The following is a 20,985-nucleotide window of genomic DNA, read 5'->3' as shown; positions in this document are numbered from 1 at the left end:
GTGAGACATCACGCTCCGGCGAAGAGGTAGTTATTATTTTTGTGAGGATTTGCGGCCGTACACCAGCCAGGTGACGAGCACGCAGACGATGTAAAACACGAGGAAGACTTTCATGGCGCCCACCGGGGAACCGGTCATCGCCAGGGATGTGCCAAAGGCTTTGGGAATAAAGAACCCGCCTACCGCACCGATGGCAGAGATAAAGCCCAGCGCGGCAGCCGTTTCGGTCACCGCTTCATGCTGTGCCTGTTCGTCGCTCCCGCCCTGTTTTTTCACGCGGTCGAGGGTGATTTGGCGAAAGATAATCGCGATCATCTGGAAGGTCGAGCCGCTGCCCAGGCCTGCGGTGAGGAACAGGCCCATAAAGACCAGATAGAAGGCGATAAAACTGCCTGAACGAGACCCGGGGAGCGTCAGGAAAATCAGGGCGCTAAAGATGGCCATAAAGACGAAGTTGATCAGCGTCACCCGTACGCCGCCCAGCCTGTCTGAAATCATTCCGCCAGCCGAACGCGCCAGAGCGCCGATCAGCGGGCCAAAGAAGGCGAGGTGGAGGATATTTACGTCCGGAAACTGGGTTTTCGACAGCATAGCAAAGCCTGCCGAGAAACCGATAAACGAGCCGAAGGTTGCCAGATAAAGCAGGCTCAGCAGCCAGAGGTGAAAGCGCTTAAGCACCGGAAGCTGGCTGGCAATGGACGCTTTCGAGCTGGCGATGTCGTTCATGCCAAAAAACGCCGCAAGGGTAGCAAGAATCAGCAGCGGGGCCCAGATCCACGCCGCGTTCGCCAGCCACATCGTCGAGCCATCCTCCTGGGGGACGCCGTGAACGCCGAGGAAGGTAAACATCGGCAGAAAAATCACCAGCGGCGCAACCAGCTGCATCACGCTCACGCCCAGGTTACCCAGCCCGCCGTTAATGCCCAGCGCGCTGCCCTGTCTGGCTTTCGGGAAGAAGAAACTGATGTTTCCCATGCTGGAAGCGAAGTTGGCCCCGGCAAAACCGCACAGCAGTGCGATGATGATAAAGACCCAGTAAGGCGTAGCGGTATTCTGGATGGCGATCCCAAGCCAGACACAGGGTACGACCAGGATAACGGTACTTAACACGGTCCAGTAACGTCCGCCAAATATCGGCACCATAAAAGAGTAGGGGACACGCAATATCGCGCCGGAAAGAGAAGGTAATGCCGTTAGCATAAAAAGCTGATCGGTGCTGAAATTAAATCCGACCTTATTAAGATTTACCGCAATAGCGCTAAACAACATCCATACACAAAACGCGAGAAGCAAACACGCCACGGAAATCCACAGGTTTCTACGTGCGATATGTTTCCCTTTATTCTCCCAAAATTGCGCGTTTTCCGGTTTCCAGTTACTCAACAGATGCTGATTACTCTTCTCGCTTTGATGTGACATATCACCCTCTTGCTTACCCAAATGGAGAGAAAAAAGAAGTGAAAACAGAAAGATACCTTTCGGCAGTTTGTGGAAATTTTTGGATGTTATGGGATACATCTGAAAGGATAGATAAAAAAGCGAATCCCTGAGTTTGGAATGGGAATCAGGGTTCGCTTTATGTGTTACTAATTGTAACTATTTGCGGAAATTAATACCCCGATGGGAGTATTAAAACAATTCGAGGGAAATAAGCTTATCCAGATGCTTATTAAATGCCGCGTCGTCCATTTCAGGCATATTTAATACGTATATGCCATCCAGGCCACATACCAGACCAATTAAACGCCAGGCGATATTTTCCGGCTGGTCAGCAAGCGTAAAGGCGTTGGCCTCCGCCCCGGCGCGGATAATCGCGACCGTTTCCTGGTGCCACATCTCCATGGTCAAAACGTAGGCGCCTTTGATATCGCTATCCCGGCTGGCGAGAATTTGCGCCTCCCGCCACAGTCGAATGTAGGGCTCAAACCCGCCGTCATCGCTGCCGAGCATGGCATGCAGGCGCTCACGCCAGCCGGCGTTTTCGCCAACGATTTCAGCATCCAGCAAATCGCGGATCAGCCGGACAAACGCCAGCGACTTAAGCTCGCCCGCCGACGCAAAGTGGTGATGCACCTGCCCGGTGGCGACGCCCGCTTCGGTGGCGATGCGGCGCACGGTCATCGCAGCGAATCCTTCGGTCAGCGCCACGCGCATCGCGGCCTGGAGGATCTCTTCCCGCCGCTCGTCCTTGCTCAGATAACGCATAATTTCTCACTCTCAATGGCAACGAAACGAGTGTAACAAAGAGCTGGACAAGTGTTCAACTTTACGTAGGATCGCATTCTGGACATGTGTCCAGTTTTTAACTGAAAAGGAAATTTATGTTTCGTCAGTGGTTAGCGTTAGTGATTATCGTGCTGGTGTATATCCCGGTGGCGATTGACGCGACGGTGCTGCACGTGGCGGCGCCAACATTGAGCATGACGCTGGGTGCCAGCGGCAACGAATTGCTGTGGATTATTGATATTTACTCGCTGGTGATGGCGGGGATGGTGCTGCCTATGGGCGCGCTGGGGGATCGCATTGGCTTCAAGCGCCTGCTGATGATCGGCAGCGTGCTGTTTGGCCTGTCTTCGTTAGCGGCGGCTTTTGCGCCTTCCGCGGGCTGGCTGATTGCCGCCCGCGCGTCGCTGGCGATAGGGGCGGCGATGATCATCCCGGCTACGCTTGCAGGGATCCGCACCCTGTTTATTGACGTGCGGCACCGTAATATCGCCCTCGGCGTCTGGGCTGCCGTTGGGTCGGGCGGCGCGGCGTTTGGCCCGCTGATTGGCGGCATGCTGCTGGAGCACTTTTACTGGGGGTCGGTGTTCCTGATTAACGTGCCGATCGTGCTGATCGTGGTTTCGCTTGCTGCGCGCCTGGTGCCTGCTCAGCAGGGGCGGCCCGAGCAGCCGCTCAATATCAGCCATGCCATTATGCTGATTGTGGCGATTTTACTGCTGGTCTATAGTGCCAAAACCGCCCTGAAAGGGGTGCTGTCGCCGTGGATGGTGGCCTGTACGCTGCTTACCGGAGCGGTAATGCTGTTTATCTTCGTCCGTATCCAGCTACGCGCGCGCGTGCCGATGATCGACATGCGCCTGTTTTGCCATCGCATTATTTTAAGCGGCGTGGTCATGGCGATGACCGCCATGATTGCGCTGGTGGGCTTTGAACTGCTGATGGCGCAGGAGTTGCAGTTCGTGCATGGTTTTACGCCGTTTGAAGCAGGGATATTTATGCTGCCGGTGATGGTGGCGAGCGGATTTAGCGGGCCGATCGCGGGTGTGCTGGTTGGGCGTCTGGGGCTGCGCATTGTCGCGGCCGGAGGCATGGGGCTTAGCGCGGTCAGTTTTATCGGCCTGTCGACGCTCGATTTCAGCACCCAACAGTGGCAGGCGTGGAGCCTGATGGTGCTGCTGGGCTTCAGTGCTGCCAGCGCACTGCTGGCATCGACGTCAGCGATCATGGCTGCGGCGCCGAAAGAGAAAGCGGCCGCCGCAGGCGCGATCGAAACCATGTCCTACGAGCTGGGTGCTGGTCTGGGGATCGCCATTTTCGGTCTGCTGTTAACCCGCAGCTTTTCGGCGTCTATTGTACTGCCGCAAGGGCTGAGCGCGTCGCTGACCGATAAAGCCTCGTCGTCCATCGGTGAAGCGATGAAGGTGGCGCAGGAGCTGACGCCGTCGCTGGCCGAGCCGGTGATGACGGCGGCGAAAACCGCGTTCATCACCTCGCACAGCGTGGCCCTGGGCAGTGCGGGAGGCATGCTGCTGATTCTGGCGGTCGGGATCTGGTTTAGTCTGGCGAAGGTCGGAGGGCAGCAGTAATAAAAAAGGCCAGCCGCGAGGGCTGGCCTTTTGAACTAACAGATCTTAGAACTGGTAGGTCAGACCTACAGCTACGATGTTGTCGGTAGCCACTTTGGCATCTTTGGTGAACTGGCTGTCATCCACGAGGTTGATTTTGTAATCAACATAGGTGGACATGTTTTTGTTGAAGTAGTAGCTCGCGCCAACGTCAACGTATTCAACCAGGTCCTGGTCGCCATAAGAACCGATGTCTTTACCTTTGGATTTCAGGTAAGCGATGGACGGACGCAGACCGAAGTCGAACTGGTACTGAGCCACAACTTCGAAGTTCTGCGCTTTGTTGGCAACGTGACCGTTACCGAACGCCGTCATGTTGCGGGTTTCAGAGTAGGTGGTTGCCAGGTAGATGTTGTTCGCATCGTACTTCAGGCCAGCAGCCCAGACTTCTGCGTTTTCGCCACCGGCGTTCAGGTTGCTTGCAGCACGAACCTGACGGTCGGTACGGTCAGATTTCGCGTAGGTCGCACCCACACCGAAGCCGTCGAATTCATAGGTAGAAGAGAGACCCCAGCCGTCACCGTTGGATTCGGTGATATCGTCACGGTCGTTTTTACCCTGGTACTGAGCAGCCACGTTCAGGCCGTCAACCAGACCAAAGAAGTCGGTGTTACGGTAGGTTGCAACGCCAGTGGTACGGCCGGTCATGAAGCCGTCAGTCTGCGTCCAGGTATCGCCACCGAACTCTGGCAGAACGTCAGTCCACGCGCCGATGTCATAAGCCACACCGTAGTTACGACCGTAGTCGAAGGAACCGAATTCATCGAATTTCAGACCAGCGTACGCCAGACGGGTTTTGTTGCCGTCGGAACCTTGAGCTTCAGAGCGATTGCCCTTGAACTCATATTCCCACTGGCCGTATCCGGTCAGCTGATCGTTGATCTGAGTTTCACCTTTGAAGCCCAGACGAACATACGTTTTGTCGCCGTCGCTACCAGCATCATCAGAAAAATAGTGCAGACCAGTAACTTTGCCGTACAGATCCAGTTTGTTACCGTCTTTGTTAAAAACTTCAGCCGCGTTAACAACGCCAGCTGCCAACATGGAAGTCACTGCCACTGCAACTAATTTAAGTTTCATCTTAAATAATCCTTATAATTTTATTTAGGTATTTCCTAAGCCACCTGAGCGATTTTTAAACGAGGCTTATCGTCAATGGCAGACTATTTTTAAAATTCCGTAGACTGCTTTCAATAATAAGTTTCAAAATATTAAAGATAATTTCAAATAGTGTGATCCTGATCGGATAAATTGCCCTTAAATCGGCCAATCAGGTTAATATATAGACATAAAGTGATTATTAACCAATCAAGATAATATGGCTGTGAATAGTTGTCGGACGTTTTAGTTTTTTGGTGGGATTAAAAGGTTTTGGCAGGGAATGTCAAAGCATGTGGCAGGATAACCTTTTTTAAAACAGTTGATTATAAACTTCTCGGGAAACCAGAACCTGTTTTTAAGAGAAATATTCAGAAATAAACTATTGCACTTTGTGCTATATAGCGCGGGAATATAGGCGCTGAATTAATTACCTGCGTTGTCAGTTTATGTCAATTTCCACAACAACGCTGGCTTTCTGACAGCACTCTATACAGAGATTTAATTACTCTCTAATGTTACGAATTATATTCGAGGGTGTGATCACATATTAAAATATTGTTAATATTTTGCCGGGCATATTCGGTACCCGGCAAAAATAAAAATGCTATTTGCGGGTGGCATACCAGCACAGTAACGATCCGGCGCACACCATCAATGCCCCTTGCCAGAATGAGAGTGAAAGCGGAGAACTCAGCAGAATAGCCGCCAGTGCGGCGGAAAGAACTGGCGTGAAATAAGAGACAGCCGCAAGCACCGTGACGTTACCGTGAAGAATACCGATATTCCAGGCGGCGTAGCCAAAGCCAAGCGCAACCCCACACATCAATAGCTTCACCACAACCGGGACGCTGAACACCATTTCGGGCTGATCGCTGACGGCATATTTGACCCACAGGCTCAGGGCGGTCAGCAGGACGAAAAGGGTAATGCCATTTTGCCCTTTGGCATACTTGCTGGTGACGGTGCAGTAGGCGGCCCAGATAAAAGCGCCAGCAAACGCCAGCCCATAACTTAGCGGACTGGAAACGACGTTCTGCATGATGTCATTCAGTTGCAGACCGTTTTCGCCACCTAAAACCCAGCACACACCCAACAGCGAGATGAGAAGCCCAGGGATCACCCACAGGGTGGTTTTTTGCCCGTTGAACAAAATCGCGAACGCAATCGTCAGGCTTGGCCACAGATAATTGACCATACCGACTTCAATCGCCTGTGAGCGCGTCGCGGCATACCCCAGCGACAGGGCCAGGCACATCTCATAGCTGACAAACAGGATGCTGCCCGCAATGAGATAGCGCGTGGAAAAACGCCGAAGATCGGGAAAACCCACCGTCACCAGACACAACAGCCCGCTGACGGTGTAAATCATCGCCGCGCCGCCCACCGGGCCCAGTCCTTCACTGACGCTGCGGATGAGACCCACCATGGTGCTCCACAACAATATGGCCGCCAGGCCTGTCAGCGTTGCTCTTTTTCTGTCCATTACCCTGCCAGTCTTCTAAAAATCAAAGGGAAAACTTATAGCATCTATTTGCTACACCTGGCGAATTTTCAAAGAGCCTGTTAACCCGAAAGGATTAGCAAATCGTACCGGCAGTGACTATTAAGGGGGCGAAGTCTGACGACCTTGATTTGACGCAAAAAAAACAGGGGCTTTGCTGTTAGTTTGCGGCGCGAAGTCTTATCAGATAACGAGGACAGCAATGGACGTCAGCCGCAGACAATTTTTTAAAATCTGCGCGGGCGGTATGGCCGGAACAACAGCCGCAATGCTGGGATTCGCTCCCAAAATGGCGCTGGCTCAGGCACGCAACTATAAACTGCTGCGCGCGAAAGAGATCCGTAACACCTGCACATACTGCTCCGTGGGTTGTGGGCTATTAATGTATAGCCTGGGTGATGGCGCAAAGAACGCCAAAGAAGCGATTTATCATATTGAAGGGGACCCGGACCATCCGGTGAGCCGCGGGGCGCTTTGCCCGAAAGGGGCGGGGCTGCTGGACTACGTCCACAGTGAAAACCGTCTGCGCTACCCGGAGTATCGTGCGCCGGGCTCTGACAAATGGCAGCGTATCTCCTGGGACGAAGCCTTCTCCCGAATTGCAAAACTGATGAAAGCGGATCGCGACGCCAACTTTATTGAGAAGAACGAGCAGGGCATCACGGTAAACCGCTGGACCTCCACCGGGATGCTGTGTGCCTCTGCGGCAAGTAATGAGACCGGCATGCTGACGCAAAAATTTGTGCGCTCCCTCGGCATGCTGGCGGTTGATAACCAGGCGCGCGTCTGACACGGACCAACGGTAGCAAGTCTTGCTCCAACATTTGGTCGCGGTGCGATGACCAACCACTGGGTTGATATCAAAAACGCTAACGTCGTGGTGGTAATGGGCGGTAACGCCGCTGAAGCCCATCCGGTGGGATTCCGCTGGGCGATGGAAGCGAAAAACAACAACGATGCGACGCTGATCGTCGTCGATCCGCGCTTTACGCGTACGGCATCGGTGGCTGATATCTATGCGCCGATCCGCTCCGGTACGGATATTACGTTCCTTTCCGGCGTGCTGTTGTACCTGATCGAAAACAATAAGATTAACGCGGAATACGTTAAGCATTACACCAATGCCAGCCTGCTGGTACGGGAAGATTTCGCCTTCGAAGATGGCCTCTTCAGCGGCTATGACGCCGGGAAACGTCAGTACGATAAATCGTCCTGGAACTATCAGTTCGACGAAAACGGCTACGCGAAACGCGATGAGACCCTGAGCGATCCGCGCTGCGTGTGGAACTTGCTGAAACAGCACGTTTCCCGCTATACGCCGGACGTGGTGGAAAACATCTGCGGTACGCCGAAAGCGGACTTCCTGAAAGTATGTGAAGTGCTGGCTTCCACCAGTGCCGCCGACAGAACCACTACATTCCTGTACGCGCTGGGCTGGACGCAGCATACCGTGGGCGCGCAGAACATCCGTACCATGGCGATGATCCAGCTGCTGCTCGGCAACATGGGGATGGCCGGTGGCGGCGTGAACGCCCTGCGCGGGCACTCTAACATTCAGGGCTTAACCGACCTCGGCCTGCTGTCGACCAGCCTGCCGGGTTACCTGACCCTGCCGTCCGAGAAGCAGACCGACTGGCAAAGCTGGCTTGACGCCAACACGCCAAAAGCGACGCGTCCGGACCAGGTGAACTACTGGAGTAACTATCCGAAGTTTGCCGTCAGTCTGATGAAATCGTTCTACGGCGACGCGGCGCAGAAAGAGAATGACTGGGGCTTTGAGTGGTTGCCGAAATGGGACCAGGCTTACGATGTCATCAAGTATTTCAACATGATGGATAAGGGCGACGTCACGGGTTACATCTGCCAGGGCTTTAACCCGGTAGCGTCATTCCCGGATAAAAACAAAGTCGTTCGCAGCCTGAGCAAGCTGAAGTACATGGTGGTTATCGATCCGCTGGTCACCGAAACGTCTACGTTCTGGCAGAACCACGGTGAATCAAACGATGTCGATCCGGCAGCGATTCAGACCGAGGTGTTCCGCCTGCCGTCGACCTGCTTTGCGGAAGAGGACGGTTCAATTGCCAACTCTGGCCGCTGGCTACAGTGGCACTGGAAAGGTCAGGATGCGCCCGGCGAAGCGCGTAATGACGGCGAAATTCTGGCCGGGATTTACCATCGTCTGCGCGAGATGTACCGCGCCGAAGGCGGCAAAGGCGCTGAGCCGCTGCTGAAGATGAGCTGGAACTACAAGCAGCCGGATCATCCTGAGTCCGAAGAGGTGGCAAAAGAGAACAACGGCGTGGCGCTGGCCGACCTGTACGATGCCAACGGTAATCTGGTGGCGAAGAAAGGACAGCTGCTCAATAGCTTCGCGCTGTTGCGTGACGACGGTACCACGGCCTCTTCCTGCTGGATCTACACCGGCAGCTGGACGGAGCAGGGTAACCAGATGGCCAATCGCGATAACGCCGATCCGTCAGGCCTGGGCAATACCCTGGGCTGGGCATGGGCGTGGCCGTTGAACCGCCGCGTACTGTACAACCGAGCCTCCGCAGACGTGAACGGTAAGCCGTGGGATCCGAAACGCATGCTGATCGAGTGGAACGGCACGAAGTGGACGGGGAACGATATCCCGGACTTCAACACCGCCGCGCCGGGCAGCAACACCGGGCCGTTTATCATGCAGCCGGAAGGGCTGGGACGTCTGTTTGCTATCGACAAACTGGAGGAAGGGCCGTTCCCGGAACACTACGAGCCGATGGAAACGCCGCTCGGCACTAACCCGCTGCACCCGAACGTGGTCTCCAGTCCGGTGGTACGCATCTATGAAGACGACGTGCTGCGTTTAGGTAAAAAGGACAAGTTCCCTTATGTCGGCACCACCTACCGCCTGACCGAGCATTTCCATACCTGGACCAAGCACGCGCGGCTTAACGCCATCGCGCAGCCGGAACAGTTTGTGGAGATAAGCGAAACGCTGGCGAAGGCGAAAGGCATTGCCAACGGCGATCGCGTGAAGGTCAGCAGCAAGCGCGGCTTTATTCGCGCGGTGGCGGTGGTCACCCGTCGTCTGCAAACGCTGAACGTGCATGGCCAGCAGGTGGAAACCGTCGGTATACCACTGCACTGGGGCTTTGAAGGGGTAGCGCAGAAAGGCTACATCGCCAATACCCTGACGCCAAACGTCGGCGATTCAAACTCGCAAACGCCGGAGTATAAAGCGTTTCTGGTCAACATCGAGAAAGCGTAAGGAGCGATTAAATGGCGATGGAAACACAAGACATTATTAAACGCTCCGCGACCAACCCGATAACGCCCGCGCCTCGTGCGCGGGATTACAAGGCAGAAGTCGCCAAGCTGATCGATGTCTCCTCCTGCGTGGGCTGTAAGGCCTGCCAGGTGGCCTGCTCGGAGTGGAACGATATTCGCGACGAGGTGGGGCACTGCGTTGGGGTCTATGACAATCCTGCTGATCTGAGCGCCAAGTCCTGGACGGTGATGCGCTTTAGCGAAACCGACCAGAACGGCAAGCTGGAGTGGCTGATCCGTAAAGACGGCTGTATGCACTGTGAAGATCCCGGCTGCCTGAAGGCATGCCCGTCTGCCGGGGCAATCATTCAGTACGCCAACGGGATCGTCGACTTCCAGCAGGATAACTGCATCGGCTGCGGTTACTGTATTGCGGGCTGTCCGTTTAATATCCCGCGCCTCAATAAAGAGGATAACCGGGTCTATAAATGCACGCTGTGCGTCGATCGCGTCAGCGTCGGCCAGGAGCCTGCCTGCGTGAAGACCTGTCCTACCGGGGCGATCCACTTCGGCACCAAAAAAGAGATGCTGGAAGTGGCGCAGCAGCGGGTGGATAAGCTCAAAGCGCGCGGCTATGACAAGGCCGGGATTTATAACCCGCAGGGCGTGGGCGGTACGCACGTCATGTATGTTCTGCACCACAATGACCAGCCGGAGCTGTATCACAATCTGCCGAAAGATCCGGCGATAGATACCTCGATCAATCTCTGGAAAGGGGCGCTTAAGCCGCTCTCAGCGGCGGGCTTTATCGCCACCTTTGCCGGGCTGATTTATCACTACATCGGTATCGGGCCGAATAAAGAGGTGGATGACGACGAGGAGGAGCATCATGAATAAGTCGAAAATGATAGTGCGCACAAAATTTGTCGATCGCGCCTGTCACTGGACGGTGGTCATCTGCTTCTTCCTGGTGGCGGTATCCGGCATTTCGTTCTTTTTCCCGACGCTACAGTGGCTCACGGAAACCTTCGGGACACCGCAGATGGGGCGCATTCTGCATCCGTTCTTCGGCGTGCTGATTTTCGTGGTGCTGATGTTTATGTTCGTGCGTTTCGTTCATCACAACATCCCTGACAAGCAGGATATTCCCTGGATTAAAGGGATTGTTGAGGTTCTGAAAGGCAACGAGCATAAAGTCGCGAAGGTGGGCAAATACAACGCCGGGCAGAAGATGATGTTCTGGACCATCATGAGCATGATTTTCGTGCTGCTGGTAACCGGAGTGATTATCTGGCGTCCGTATTTTGCCCAATATTTCCCGATCCAGGTGGTGCGCTACGCACTGCTGATCCACGCGACCTCGGCCATTATTCTGATCCACGCCATCCTGATCCATATGTATATGGCCTTCTGGGTGAAAGGATCGATTAAAGGCATGATTGAAGGGAAGGTGAGCCGCCGCTGGGCGCAAAAACACCATCCGCGCTGGTATCGGGACGTCGAGCGTCTTGAAGCGCAAAAAGAGAGTTCGGAAGGGTTGAAGTAAACCTCGCGCCGTCGGCATTGTCCGGCGGCGCTGCACTTGCGCGGCTCTGAGCTACGTATTGGTAATTAACGCATCAATTCCTGCAAGAACACTACTTCTTGCACTGCGCAGATTACATACATAATTCTTATTATTAAGTTTCTTTGTCTCCACGTGTGTGATGTTGGCTGTATTAAGAAAATATGTCTGGAATTCAATGTTCACCAGTGGCGTTGCAGCGTTTGAATGTCCTCTTAAATGATTGTGATAGCTTAACGGTACAATAAGTCTCGTTGATAAGTCGTCATAAAAATCGTGCTGAATAATCATAAAATAGGGCTGGTATTCACGCGTTCTGTCTGATGGGTTGCGATAAACGTCAAACTGAAAACACATCAAAGCCCTCCAAAATAAGGGTCATCCGATAATAGCCCTGCTTTGGCCGTTAATTCATTCATCGCTTTAATAAATCCCTGATCCTGTTGATGCTGTCGCTTGTGCTCTGCTGTTGTAGAGAGTGGGCGAGGCTTTTTCCCCGTAAAAGGCTTTGTTGTAACACATCTTTCTGTGCGGTTCGGTTTCATGTTTTCTCCTTTGTTGGTGCGGTCATTATCAACCGCAGCCAACAAAAAACAATACTGTTTCCCCTGGTAATCTACATTATGCGAGCCGTCTTCCAGTAATATCAAAATCGCTCTGCAATATAGCGGAAGGGATATTTTGTAGGCTTCACTTTGCCGATCTTGCGTTTCGGTAAATCCACCTTGTCTACGTGAATTTCTTTATAGGGGATCTGGGAAAGCAGATGCGAAATAATATTCAGCCGCACCCGTTTTTTATCTTCTGAGCGCGCCACAAACCACGGCGCCCAGGCGGTGTCGGTCGCTTTAAACATCGCGTCGCGGGCGAGGGTATACTCATCCCACAGATTGAAAGATTTAATATCCATTGGAGACAGCTTCCAGATCTTGCGACCATCATTAATGCGATCGCGCAGGCGTCGCTCCTGCTCTTTTGGCGTTACTTCAAGCCAGTATTTCAACAAAATGATCCCGGCATCGACCATCGCTTTTTCCATTACCGGCGTTCCATCAAGAAATTTTTCGGCCTGCTCTTCGGTACAGAAACCCATGACTCTTTCCACGCCCGCGCGGTTGTACCAGCTGCGGTCAAAAATGACGATTTCACCGGCAGAGGGTAGATGGGGAACGTAACGCTGAAAATAGAGCTGACTTTTCTCTTTATCGGTGGGGGCCGGTAACGCAACAACGCGAAACACCCGGGGACTGACGCGTTCGGTGATGGCTTTGATGACGCCGCCTTTACCGGCGCCGTCTCGTCCTTCAAAAACAATACAGACCTTTAACCCTTTGGCGACCACCCATTGCTGGAGCTTAACCAGTTCAACATGGAGGCGGCGAAGCTCTTGCTCGTACGCTTTGGTTTTGAGCGGCGCGTTTTTAACGACATCATCAACAACACGGGTTTTCTTCTTACTGACCATGGTGGGTCTCCCTTTGTATCCGGTCGCGGGATCGAGGCCGTACTAAGAGTGTAATCGGCCTGAATGAATGGATTAATGTGTCAGAAATCTGATTTGAACTGGTTCACCATACAAGTTTAATCAATAATGCACGCTGCATATTTTTTAACAGTGGTCGCGGTATGAAAAAGACAATTTTTTCGTTAGCACTGGGTACCTTTGGCCTGGGGATGGCTGAGTTTGGCATTATGGGCGTGCTGACCGAGCTGGCTCATGATACGGGCATTTCGATTCCCTCCGCCGGAAATATGATTTCGTTTTACGCTTTTGGCGTGGTGATCGGCGCGCCGATTGTGGCGCTGTTCTCCAGCAAATTTTCGCTGAAAACAACGCTGCTGTTTCTGGTGGCGATGTGCGTCGTCGGTAACGCGCTCTTTACCTTCTCTGACTCCTACGTGGGGCTGGCGGCGGGGCGCTTAATCTCTGGTTTCCCGCATGGCGCGATTTTCGGAGTGGGGGCGATAATCCTGTCAAAAATCGCGCCGCCGGGTAAAGTGACGGTCGCTGTGGCCGGGATGATTGCCGGGATGACCGTTGCCAACCTGCTTGGCGTGCCGCTCGGGACGTGGCTGGGACATGAATTTAACTGGCGTTACACCTTCTTTTTGATTGCGGTCTTTGACGCGCTGGTGATCCTGTCTGTTCTGCTGTGGGTGCCTGACATTCACGACACGACAACCACCCGGCTGGCAGAACAATTCCACTTCCTGAAGAAACCGGAACCGTGGCTGATTTTTGCCGCTACGATGTTTGGCAATGCCGGGGTGTTTGCCTGGTTTAGCTTCGTGAAGCCGTTTATGGTCAACGTGTCAGGCTTTTCTGAGGGCGTCATGACCGCGATCATGATGCTGATGGGGCTGGGCATGGTGCTGGGAAATGTCTTCAGCGGCAAGCTGTCGTCACGCTTTAGCCCGCTGCGCATTGCTGCCACCACTGACCTGGTGATTGTGGCTTCGCTGCTGGCGTTGTTCGCCTTTGGCGAGCTTAAAACAGCTTCACTGGTCATGGGATTCATCTGCTGCGCCGGGCTGTTTGCGCTCTCTGCGCCGCTGCAAATTCTGCTGCTGCAAAATGCGAAAGGCGGCGAGATGCTGGGGGCCGCAGGCGGGCAAATGGCGTTTAACCTCGGCAGCGCAATTGGCGCCTATTTCGGTGGATTAATGATTACGCTCGGCTTTAGCTGGAGCTATGTCACGCTGCCGGCCGCGATTTTATCCTTCTCTGCGATGACCTCTCTGCTGATGTATGGTTATTTATGTGCCAAAAAGCGTCAGGCCAACGCAGGTGCGCTGGCGTGATTGCACACTTTGCCCGCTGGTCGCGGGCGCAGAAGGGGACTAAACGAATTTCGCCAGCGGGTCAGCGGCGGCAAAAGCGACCGCTTTGTCTGCTGCTGGTGGGTAAATCAGTTCGTTGGTGATGGCGACTTTGATCTTTTTGCCTTCCTCGCGCACGGATTTAACGCGCTGTTCCCAGCCCTCGGTGTATACCGCGCCCCAGCCACCTAAATCCAGACAGGTGACGTAGTTCACCTGACGGTAAGGGTACGGCTCCAGATTTAACAGGCTGGCCGCCGCGTTGTGTCCGGCGAATTTCCCCAGCTGGATCGCGTGCTGGCAGGTCATCAGCGCCGTGTTGCCCGCATCGTCCGTTTTGGCGTGCGCCATATCACCCGTCGCGTAAACCTCCGGATGCGCAGGAACCTGCAACGTGTCGTTGACGATCAGCCGTCCCTGAGTATCGCGTTCCCCGTCAATTTGCAGGCTGAGGAGGTTAGCTTCTACCCCTGCCGTCCACACTACAGTGGCGCTGGCAATGCGCTCTCCGTTTTTCAGCGTTACGCCGCTGGCATCGATGGCTTCAATTTCACTGTTTAAACGCCATTCAACGCCGAGCGCGTTGCTTGCTTCTTCAATTGTGTTACGCAGCGCCTCGCTATAACGCCCGCCGATGGTTGCACCTCTTTCAACTACGATTACTTTAGTCTTTGTATCAGCGCCGAAGCGAGTACGGAGTCGGGCAGGGAGTTCCGTTGCCAGTTCGATGCCGGTAAAGCCGCCGCCACACACGGCCACGGTATTACGCTCCGGGGTGGAGGGGCGCGAAACCAGCGAATCAAGATGCTGCTCGAATAATCTGGCGGAGTCGAGTTGGTCGATATCAAAGGCGTATTCAGCCAGACCGGCAACAGGAGGACGTTTAGTCTGGCTACCGGTTGCGAGGATCAGACGTTCCCAGGCGACGTCAGCAATCGCGCCGTTTGAATCGCGATACAAAACGGTTTTAGACGAGGTATCAATACGTTGTGCTTCGCCCGCAATAAAGGCGATACTCAGCTCAGCAAACAGTTCGGTCAGCGGCGCGACCATCGTCGACACGTTCTCTTCATAAAAGCGTGGGCGAACGCGTAGCTCCGCAACAGGGGCCAGCACGGCAATGCTGAGGCTATTGTTACCCGCCAGAGCAGAAAGGCGCGCGGCGCTGACCGCAGCCCACATACCGGAAAACCCACTACCCACAATTAAAATCTGCTTTTTCATACTCGATCCTTTAGTGCGTCAGGCTGTATGTCTGACATAACTGCCACTATACTTGTCGGAGTTAACTGCGACAACTTCTTTCTGAGTTAAAAATCGTTATAATGCAGCGAACAATGACCCGGAGTGAGCCATGGCGTTTTACAGTTCTGGTGTGGAATATGGCATTCATAGCCTGATGTGTATGGTGGATGCAAAAGGCAATGAACGTGAGATGAGCGTCCGGGAGATGGCGGCCTTGCAGGGCGTGCCGTACGACTATCTTGGAAAAATCTTCACCCGTTTATCACGCGCGGGGCTGGTCATCAGCACCGAGGGTAAAGGGGGAGGCTTCCGGCTGGCGCGTCCGGCAGAGCTGATCAGCGTGCTGGACGTGGCGCATGCCATTGACGGCGAGAAGAATATGTTTGAGTGTCGGGAAGTGCGTCAGCGCCTGGCGGTGTTTGATGAAACGCCACCTGCCTGGGTCTGTAACGGCCCGTGTGGGGTGCGCTCGGTCATGGACAGCGCGCAGCAGCGGATGGAAGAGGAGTTAGGGCGCCATACCATCCTGGATCTGGCGCGGAAGATGTATCGAAAAGCGCCGGACACGTTCCAGATCGAGGTTCAGGAATGGATTTCCGATCGCCGTTCGTCCACGTGAAAAGCCGGGCAGGGCAGAGCCGCTACCCGGCCACCGCGGTTAAGAACGTAAATCAATCACCATACGGCCACGGATCTGGCCCTGTTCCATTTCTTTGAAGATGGCGTTGATATCTTCCAGTGGGCGCATTGTAACTTTCGGTTTCACCTTACCTTCAGCCGCAAACTGGAAGGCTTCGAGCAGATCCTGACGGGTACCCACCAGGGAACCCACTACCTGAATCCCATCCAGGACCAGACGTGGAATATCCAGGCTCATCGCTTCCGGCGGCAGGCCAACAGCCACCACGCGGCCACCGGCGCGTACTGCGTCAACGGCAGAGTTGAAGGCCGCTTTCGCTACCGCCGTCACCACCGCCGCATGTGCACCGCCGGTTTTCTCCTGAATCACTTTTGCCGCATCTTCACTGCGGGAGTTCACGGTTAAGTCTGCGCCCATGCTGGCAGCGAGCTTCAACTGCTCGTCATTCACGTCAATGGCGATAACCTTCGCATTGAAGACATTTTTGGCGTATTGCAGCGCGAGGTTGCCCAGACCGCCCAGGCCATAGATCGCAATCCACTGGCCGGGTTTGATGTCAGAGACTTTTACCGCTTTGTAGGTGGTGACCCCGGCGCAGGTGATGCTGCTGGCCGCCGCAGAGTCCAGTCCGTCCGGAACTTTAACCGCGTAATCCGCGGTGACGATGCACTCTTCCGCCATGCCGCCGTCAACGGAGTAACCCGCGTTTTTCACGTCACGGCACAGCGTTTCGTTGCCGGTATTACAATATTCACAGTGGCCACAGCCTTCGAAGAACCACGCCACGCTTGCACGATCGCCTACTTTTAGCGACGTGACGCCAGGACCAATCTCTTTGACGATACCAATCCCTTCGTGGCCGAGGATCACCCCGGTTTTGTCGCCAAAATCGCCATTCTTAACATGGAGATCGGTATGGCAAACGCCACAGCACTCCATCTTCAGCAGCGCTTCACCATGTTTGAGCGCGCGTAAGGTTTTTTCTGTGACATTAACCTGATGATCCTGAGTGACAACAGCAGCCTTCATGTATTTCTCCTTTCATGATGAGTATCTGCATAGCAGGTCTGATTACCCATTAAGGATTAATACTTTGGCGCTGTAATGCAAGGTAACCGCAACATAATGTCATTATTTGATGCATTTTCGGATTAAGAAAAGGCTGTACCCCTCATAAATTGGGGTGAAAAACACTGGCCCGGCGACGCCACCGCCGGGCTCAGATTTACAGTTGCGCTTCTATTACCTCAATCTCTTTTCGCCATTGCGCCTGTAACTGCGGTTTTTGATGTTTTGGCTTACGCGCCAAATCTTCTTCCAGCAGTGTTTCCAGGGCAACCAGGCGTTCGAGCAGATCGTCAGACGCTGAAGAGGGTGCCTTCGATGCGGCCTTCGACGCTTCAGGTACAACCGGACCGGTGTCCTCACGCAGGCGCTCAAACACCGCCTCCGCATCGTGCCATTCGCTCAGCCTGCCGTCCTCAATCAGCCAGAAGCGGTTACAGCTCTGGCTAATTAACTGACGATCGTGGCTCACCAGCAGCACTCCGCCTTCAAACTGTTGCAGCGTTTCCGCCAGCGCCTCTTTGCCTTCCATGTCCAGGTGGTTGGTCGGTTCATCCAGCATCAGCAGGCTATAACGGGCAAGCGTCAGGCCGACGAACAGCAGGCGCGAACGTTCCCCGCCGCTCAGCGTACTGACTTTTTGCCCGTGACGCGCCCACGGGAACCCGGCACTGATGAGCGCCATTTTACGGGTCTGCGGATCTGGCGCGAAAGGCTCCAGCGCATCAAGCAGCGCCGCATCATCTGGCAACTGGTGCAGCGTCTGGTCGTAGTAGCCGGGTGAGTCGCGCGGATGACGCTTAAGCCGCTCGTCCGCGATCTCGTCGCGAAAATGTCGCCAGATAAGCTTCAGCAGCGACGATTTTCCGCAGCCGTTACGACCCACAATCGCCACGCGATCGCCGCTCTTCAGCCGCGCGCTGTCGAGAGTAAACAGGTCTGGCAGACCCGGCGCCGGGGGGACGCCTAGGTGAGTCATTTCCAGCAGGCGGTCGGCCCGAAGCGCGTCCCCGCGCAGGGTTAAGGTCCACGGGCTTCCCGCCGTCAGTTCCGTCTGGGTCTCTTTCAGGCGTTCGACCTGTTTTTCCATCTGCTTAGCCTTACGGGAGAGATCTTCGTTGTCATAGACCTTGCCCCAGTTCGCGAGACGCCGTGCGCTGGCCGTGACGCGGTCGATCTCTTTTTGCTCTGCCTTATGGCGCAACGCATCGCTTTCGTCTTTTGCGTCGAGCGCCAGACGGGCGGCAGTGCAGGGAAGGGCAAAGGCGTGCAGCGTTTTATCGCGCAGGATCCAGCTGCCGTTGGTTACCGCGTCCAGCAGTTGCCTGTCGTGTGAGACCAGCACAAAGCTGCCGGACCAGTTTTGTAGAAACTGCTCCAGCCACAGCAGGGTCGGCAGGTCAAGGTGGTTGCTCGGTTCGTCCAGAAGCAGCAGATCCGGATCGCTTATCAACGCTCGTGCCAGCAGCAACCGCGTATGCTGGCCGCCGCTCAGCGTGGCGGAGGTTAACGCCGTTTCCTGCGTCGTGAAGCCCATTCCGGCCAGCAGCGACTCGGCTTTCCAGCGCAAACTGTCGCGCTCACCGATCGGCAGCTGCGCCAGCACCGCATCCAGCATGGTCAGGGGATAAAGGGCCTCCGGCAGATGTTGTTCCACGCGCGCCAGCAGGCAATGCCCCGCCAGTGAAACGGTTCCGGCAGCAGGGGACTGCGTCCCGTCAAGGATTTTCAGCAGCGTACTTTTTCCGCAGCCGTTATCACCCAGCAGGCCGATGCGATCGCCTTTTTTCAACGTAAAGGAGAGAGAGTCGAAGAGCGTGCCGAACGCCGTATCAACGCGTAAAGAATGTGCAGTGAGTAAAGTGCTCATTGTTGCTTACCCAGGAGTTACAGGCATGTTTATGCCTCGTCAAACATCGCTGACGATAACTCAGTAAGCCCGAGAGAAGGGATTTCAGGGGTTGGTGTCTTCGCTCAAGCGGAAGTTATCGCAGCACGATACCGATAACGCTTGAGCTGGTGCGATCACCAAATGTATGTGAAACATTGAAAATTTCACAGTACAGCATAATTGGCCTCCTTATATATTCAGTAGGTTAATGGATGAAGGGAGTGTAGCGGGGGAAAATGGGTTTGGCTAGTGGGAGGTGCCGTATATTCCCCTCACCCTAACCCTCCTCCCCTTTGGGGAGAGGGCTGGGTGAGGGGCAATGCTTAAATAGAAGTACGACGATAGCTACGGTATTCCGGCATCCAGAAGTTATCGTCAATCGCTTGCTGCAACGCATCGGCAGAGGTTTTCACCGCGACGCCTTGCTGCTGCGCCATTTTGCCTACCGCGAAGGCAATTGCGCGGGACACTTTATGAATGTCTTTCAGCTCCGGCAGTACCAGGCCTTCACCGTTATTCACCAGCGGTGAGTGACCTGCCAGCGTTTCGCTCGCGGACATCAGCATTTCGTCGGTGATGCGTGACGCGCCGGAGGCGATAACCCCCAGACCAATACCCGGGAAGATATAGGAGTTATTGCACTGTGCGATGGGATAGAGTTTGTCCTTCCACAGCACCGGATCAAACGGGCTGCCGGTCGCGACCAGTGCCTTACCTTCTGTCCAGGCGATGATATCCTGCGGCGTTGCCTCCACGCGTGAAGTCGGGTTAGACAGCGGCATCACGATAGGGCGTTCGCAGTGCTTGTGCATCTCGCGAATAATCTCTTCCGTGAAGAGGCCGGTCTGCCCGGATACGCCGATCAGAATGTCCGGCTTCACGTTGCGCACCACGTCAAGAAGCGAGAGCACTTCGTTATCCGTATCCCAGTTTTTCAGGTTTTCACGCTTCTGCACCAGTTTGGTCTGGAACGGGAGCAGGTTTGGCATACCGTCGGTCAGCAGGCCAAAACGGTCCACCATAAAGACGCGGGAGCGAGCCAGCTCTTCGCTTAAGCCTTCGCGCTGGGTCTGGGCAATAATTTGCTCGGCGATGCCGCAGCCCGCGGAGCCTGCACCCAGGAAGACAATTTTCTGATAGCTGAGCTGGCTGCCTGCCGCACGGCTCGCGGCAATCAGCGTCCCCACGGTCACTGCCGCAGTGCCCTGAATGTCGTCGTTGAACGAGCAGATCTCATCGCGGTAGCGGTTCAGCAGCGGCATGGCGTTTTTCTGCGCGAAGTCTTCGAACTGCAACAGCACGTCCGGCCAGCGGTGCTTCACGGCCTGGATGAAATCATCAACAAACTGATAGTACTCGTCGTCGGTAATGCGCGGATGACGCCAGCCCATGTACAGCGGATCGTTCAGCAGTTGCTGGTTGTTGGTTCCCACGTCCAGCACCACCGGCAGGGTGTAGGCCGGGCTGATCCCGCCGCAGGCGGTATACAGCGAGAGCTTACCGATGGGAATACCCATCCCGCCAATGCCCTGGTCGCCAAGGCCCAGAATACGTTCGCCATCGGTTACCACGATCACCTTGATGTTGTGGTTAGGAACGTTTTGCAGAATATCGTCCATGTTGTGACGGTTCTGATAGGAGATGAACACGCCGCGGGAACGACGGTAGATCTCTGAGAAGCGTTCACACGCCGCGCCGACGGTTGGGGTGTAAATGACGGGCATCATCTCTTCGAGATGGTTCTGCACCAGGCGGTAGAAGAGGGTTTCGTTGGTGTCCTGGATATTACGCAGGTAGATGTGCTTATCGATTTCGGTTTTAAAGCCCTGATACTGGATCCAGGCGCGTTCCGCCTGTTCTTCAATGGTTTCAACCACTTCAGGCAGCAGGCCCAGCAGGTTAAAGCTGCTGCGCTCTTCCATGCTAAAGGCGCTGCCTTTGTTCAGAAGGGGAAACTCCAGTAAAACCGGACCGGCGTAAGGAATATAAAGGGAACGATGTTTTTTCAGTTTGTTGTCCATGTCACTCACTCTTTTTAAGAAGATCCGTCCCTGACAC

17 protein-coding genes are annotated in these 20,985 nt (G+C 54.6%); 6 read left to right on the top strand and 11 right to left on the bottom strand.

Going from position 1 to position 20,985, the window contains the following annotated elements:
* Nucleotides 1–33: 33 nt before the first annotated feature.
* Together L379_RS11475 and L379_RS11480 are read right to left on the bottom strand one after the other, a co-directional pair.
* Nucleotides 34–1,419, bottom strand: coding sequence for a NarK family nitrate/nitrite MFS transporter (locus L379_RS11475; protein ID WP_032655610.1), 1,386 nt, complete (start codon nucleotides 1,417–1,419; stop codon nucleotides 34–36).
* A 210-nt stretch (nucleotides 1,420–1,629) separates the two neighbouring features.
* Nucleotides 1,630–2,205: a TetR family transcriptional regulator gene (locus L379_RS11480; protein WP_015570471.1), complete on the bottom strand. Its 576-nt coding sequence runs from the start codon at nucleotides 2,203–2,205 to the stop codon at nucleotides 1,630–1,632.
* Between the two features lie 116 nt (nucleotides 2,206–2,321).
* Here L379_RS11480 and L379_RS11485 point away from each other — a divergent pair, with 116 nt between their 5' ends.
* Complete coding sequence (locus L379_RS11485) at nucleotides 2,322–3,812, top strand: MFS transporter (protein WP_032648391.1); 1,491 nt, start codon at nucleotides 2,322–2,324, stop codon at nucleotides 3,810–3,812.
* A 45-nt stretch (nucleotides 3,813–3,857) separates the two neighbouring features.
* On the opposite strand, the gene ompC is transcribed toward L379_RS11485, so the two are convergent.
* Nucleotides 3,858–4,931 (bottom strand): porin OmpC, encoded by a 1,074-nt coding sequence (gene ompC / locus L379_RS11490; protein WP_017382300.1) that lies wholly within the window; start codon nucleotides 4,929–4,931, stop codon nucleotides 3,858–3,860.
* 625 nt (nucleotides 4,932–5,556) lie between these two features.
* Nucleotides 5,557–6,435, bottom strand: coding sequence for an aromatic amino acid DMT transporter YddG (yddG, locus tag L379_RS11495; RefSeq protein WP_032102980.1), 879 nt, complete (start codon nucleotides 6,433–6,435; stop codon nucleotides 5,557–5,559).
* Nucleotides 6,436–6,655: 220 nt separating this feature from the next.
* Between yddG and fdnG the strand changes: the two genes are divergently transcribed.
* Genes fdnG through fdnI form a run of 3 tightly spaced genes read left to right on the top strand, consistent with a single transcriptional unit; the run spans nucleotide 6,656 to nucleotide 11,248 of the window.
* The gene (fdnG, locus tag L379_RS11505) at nucleotides 6,656–9,703 is read left to right on the top strand and encodes a formate dehydrogenase-N subunit alpha (RefSeq protein WP_096159781.1); all 3,048 of its coding nucleotides are present in this window, start codon (nucleotides 6,656–6,658) and stop codon (nucleotides 9,701–9,703) included.
* Nucleotides 9,704–9,714: 11 nt separating this feature from the next.
* Complete coding sequence (fdxH, locus tag L379_RS11510; RefSeq protein WP_003857048.1) at nucleotides 9,715–10,599, top strand: formate dehydrogenase subunit beta; 885 nt, start codon at nucleotides 9,715–9,717, stop codon at nucleotides 10,597–10,599.
* Nucleotides 10,592–11,248 carry a formate dehydrogenase-N subunit gamma gene (fdnI, locus tag L379_RS11515; RefSeq protein WP_032102982.1) on the top strand — a complete coding sequence of 219 codons (657 nt, stop codon included), beginning with the start codon at nucleotides 10,592–10,594 and terminating at the stop codon, nucleotides 11,246–11,248. Before fdxH ends, fdnI begins: the two co-directional genes overlap by 8 nt.
* Before the next feature lie 51 nt (nucleotides 11,249–11,299).
* Here the strand turns inward: fdnI and L379_RS25020 are convergent, their stop codons facing one another.
* From L379_RS25020 to ppk2, 3 genes are all read right to left on the bottom strand, one after another.
* Nucleotides 11,300–11,623, bottom strand: a complete 324-nt coding sequence (locus tag L379_RS25020; RefSeq protein WP_017382305.1) for a CcdB family protein — start codon at nucleotides 11,621–11,623, stop codon at nucleotides 11,300–11,302.
* Entirely contained in the window at nucleotides 11,623–11,811 is a 189-nt protein-coding gene (locus tag L379_RS25015) for a hypothetical protein (RefSeq protein ID WP_017382306.1), read from the bottom strand. The genes L379_RS25020 and L379_RS25015 overlap by 1 nt, the downstream gene beginning before the upstream one ends.
* A 101-nt stretch (nucleotides 11,812–11,912) precedes the next feature.
* Entirely contained in the window at nucleotides 11,913–12,731 is an 819-nt protein-coding gene (gene ppk2, locus L379_RS11520) for a polyphosphate kinase 2 (protein ID WP_017693386.1), read from the bottom strand.
* 161 nt (nucleotides 12,732–12,892) lie between these two features.
* On the opposite strand from ppk2, the gene araJ reads away from it, so the two are divergent.
* Complete coding sequence (gene araJ, locus L379_RS11525) at nucleotides 12,893–14,068, top strand: MFS transporter AraJ (protein WP_032619633.1); 1,176 nt, start codon at nucleotides 12,893–12,895, stop codon at nucleotides 14,066–14,068.
* 39 nt (nucleotides 14,069–14,107) lie between these two features.
* On the opposite strand, the gene L379_RS11530 is transcribed toward araJ, so the two are convergent.
* Nucleotides 14,108–15,310: an NAD(P)/FAD-dependent oxidoreductase gene (locus L379_RS11530; protein WP_032653655.1), complete on the bottom strand. Its 1,203-nt coding sequence runs from the start codon at nucleotides 15,308–15,310 to the stop codon at nucleotides 14,108–14,110.
* A 130-nt stretch (nucleotides 15,311–15,440) separates the two neighbouring features.
* Between L379_RS11530 and L379_RS11535 the strand changes: the two genes are divergently transcribed.
* Nucleotides 15,441–15,950, top strand: coding sequence for an RrF2 family transcriptional regulator (locus tag L379_RS11535; protein ID WP_017382310.1), 510 nt, complete (start codon nucleotides 15,441–15,443; stop codon nucleotides 15,948–15,950).
* 39 nt (nucleotides 15,951–15,989) lie between these two features.
* On the opposite strand, the gene adhP is transcribed toward L379_RS11535, so the two are convergent.
* From adhP to L379_RS11550, 3 genes are all read right to left on the bottom strand, one after another.
* Nucleotides 15,990–17,000, bottom strand: coding sequence for an alcohol dehydrogenase AdhP (gene adhP / locus L379_RS11540; RefSeq protein WP_006810706.1), 1,011 nt, complete (start codon nucleotides 16,998–17,000; stop codon nucleotides 15,990–15,992).
* Between the two features lie 196 nt (nucleotides 17,001–17,196).
* Nucleotides 17,197–18,906: an ABC-F family ATP-binding cassette domain-containing protein gene (locus L379_RS11545; RefSeq protein ID WP_032653652.1), complete on the bottom strand. Its 1,710-nt coding sequence runs from the start codon at nucleotides 18,904–18,906 to the stop codon at nucleotides 17,197–17,199.
* Nucleotides 18,907–19,250: 344 nt separating this feature from the next.
* Nucleotides 19,251–20,948, bottom strand: coding sequence for an NAD-dependent malic enzyme (locus L379_RS11550; RefSeq protein ID WP_006810704.1), 1,698 nt, complete (start codon nucleotides 20,946–20,948; stop codon nucleotides 19,251–19,253).
* Between the last annotated feature and the right edge of the window lie 37 nt (nucleotides 20,949–20,985).

It is taken from the genome of Enterobacter sp. MGH 33 (assembly GCF_000534535.1).
GTDB classification, from domain to species: domain Bacteria; phylum Pseudomonadota; class Gammaproteobacteria; order Enterobacterales; family Enterobacteriaceae; genus Enterobacter; species Enterobacter hormaechei_C.
The sequence above is the reverse complement of the archived record's forward strand: the minus strand, read 5'-3'. Positions and strand labels throughout refer to the sequence as shown.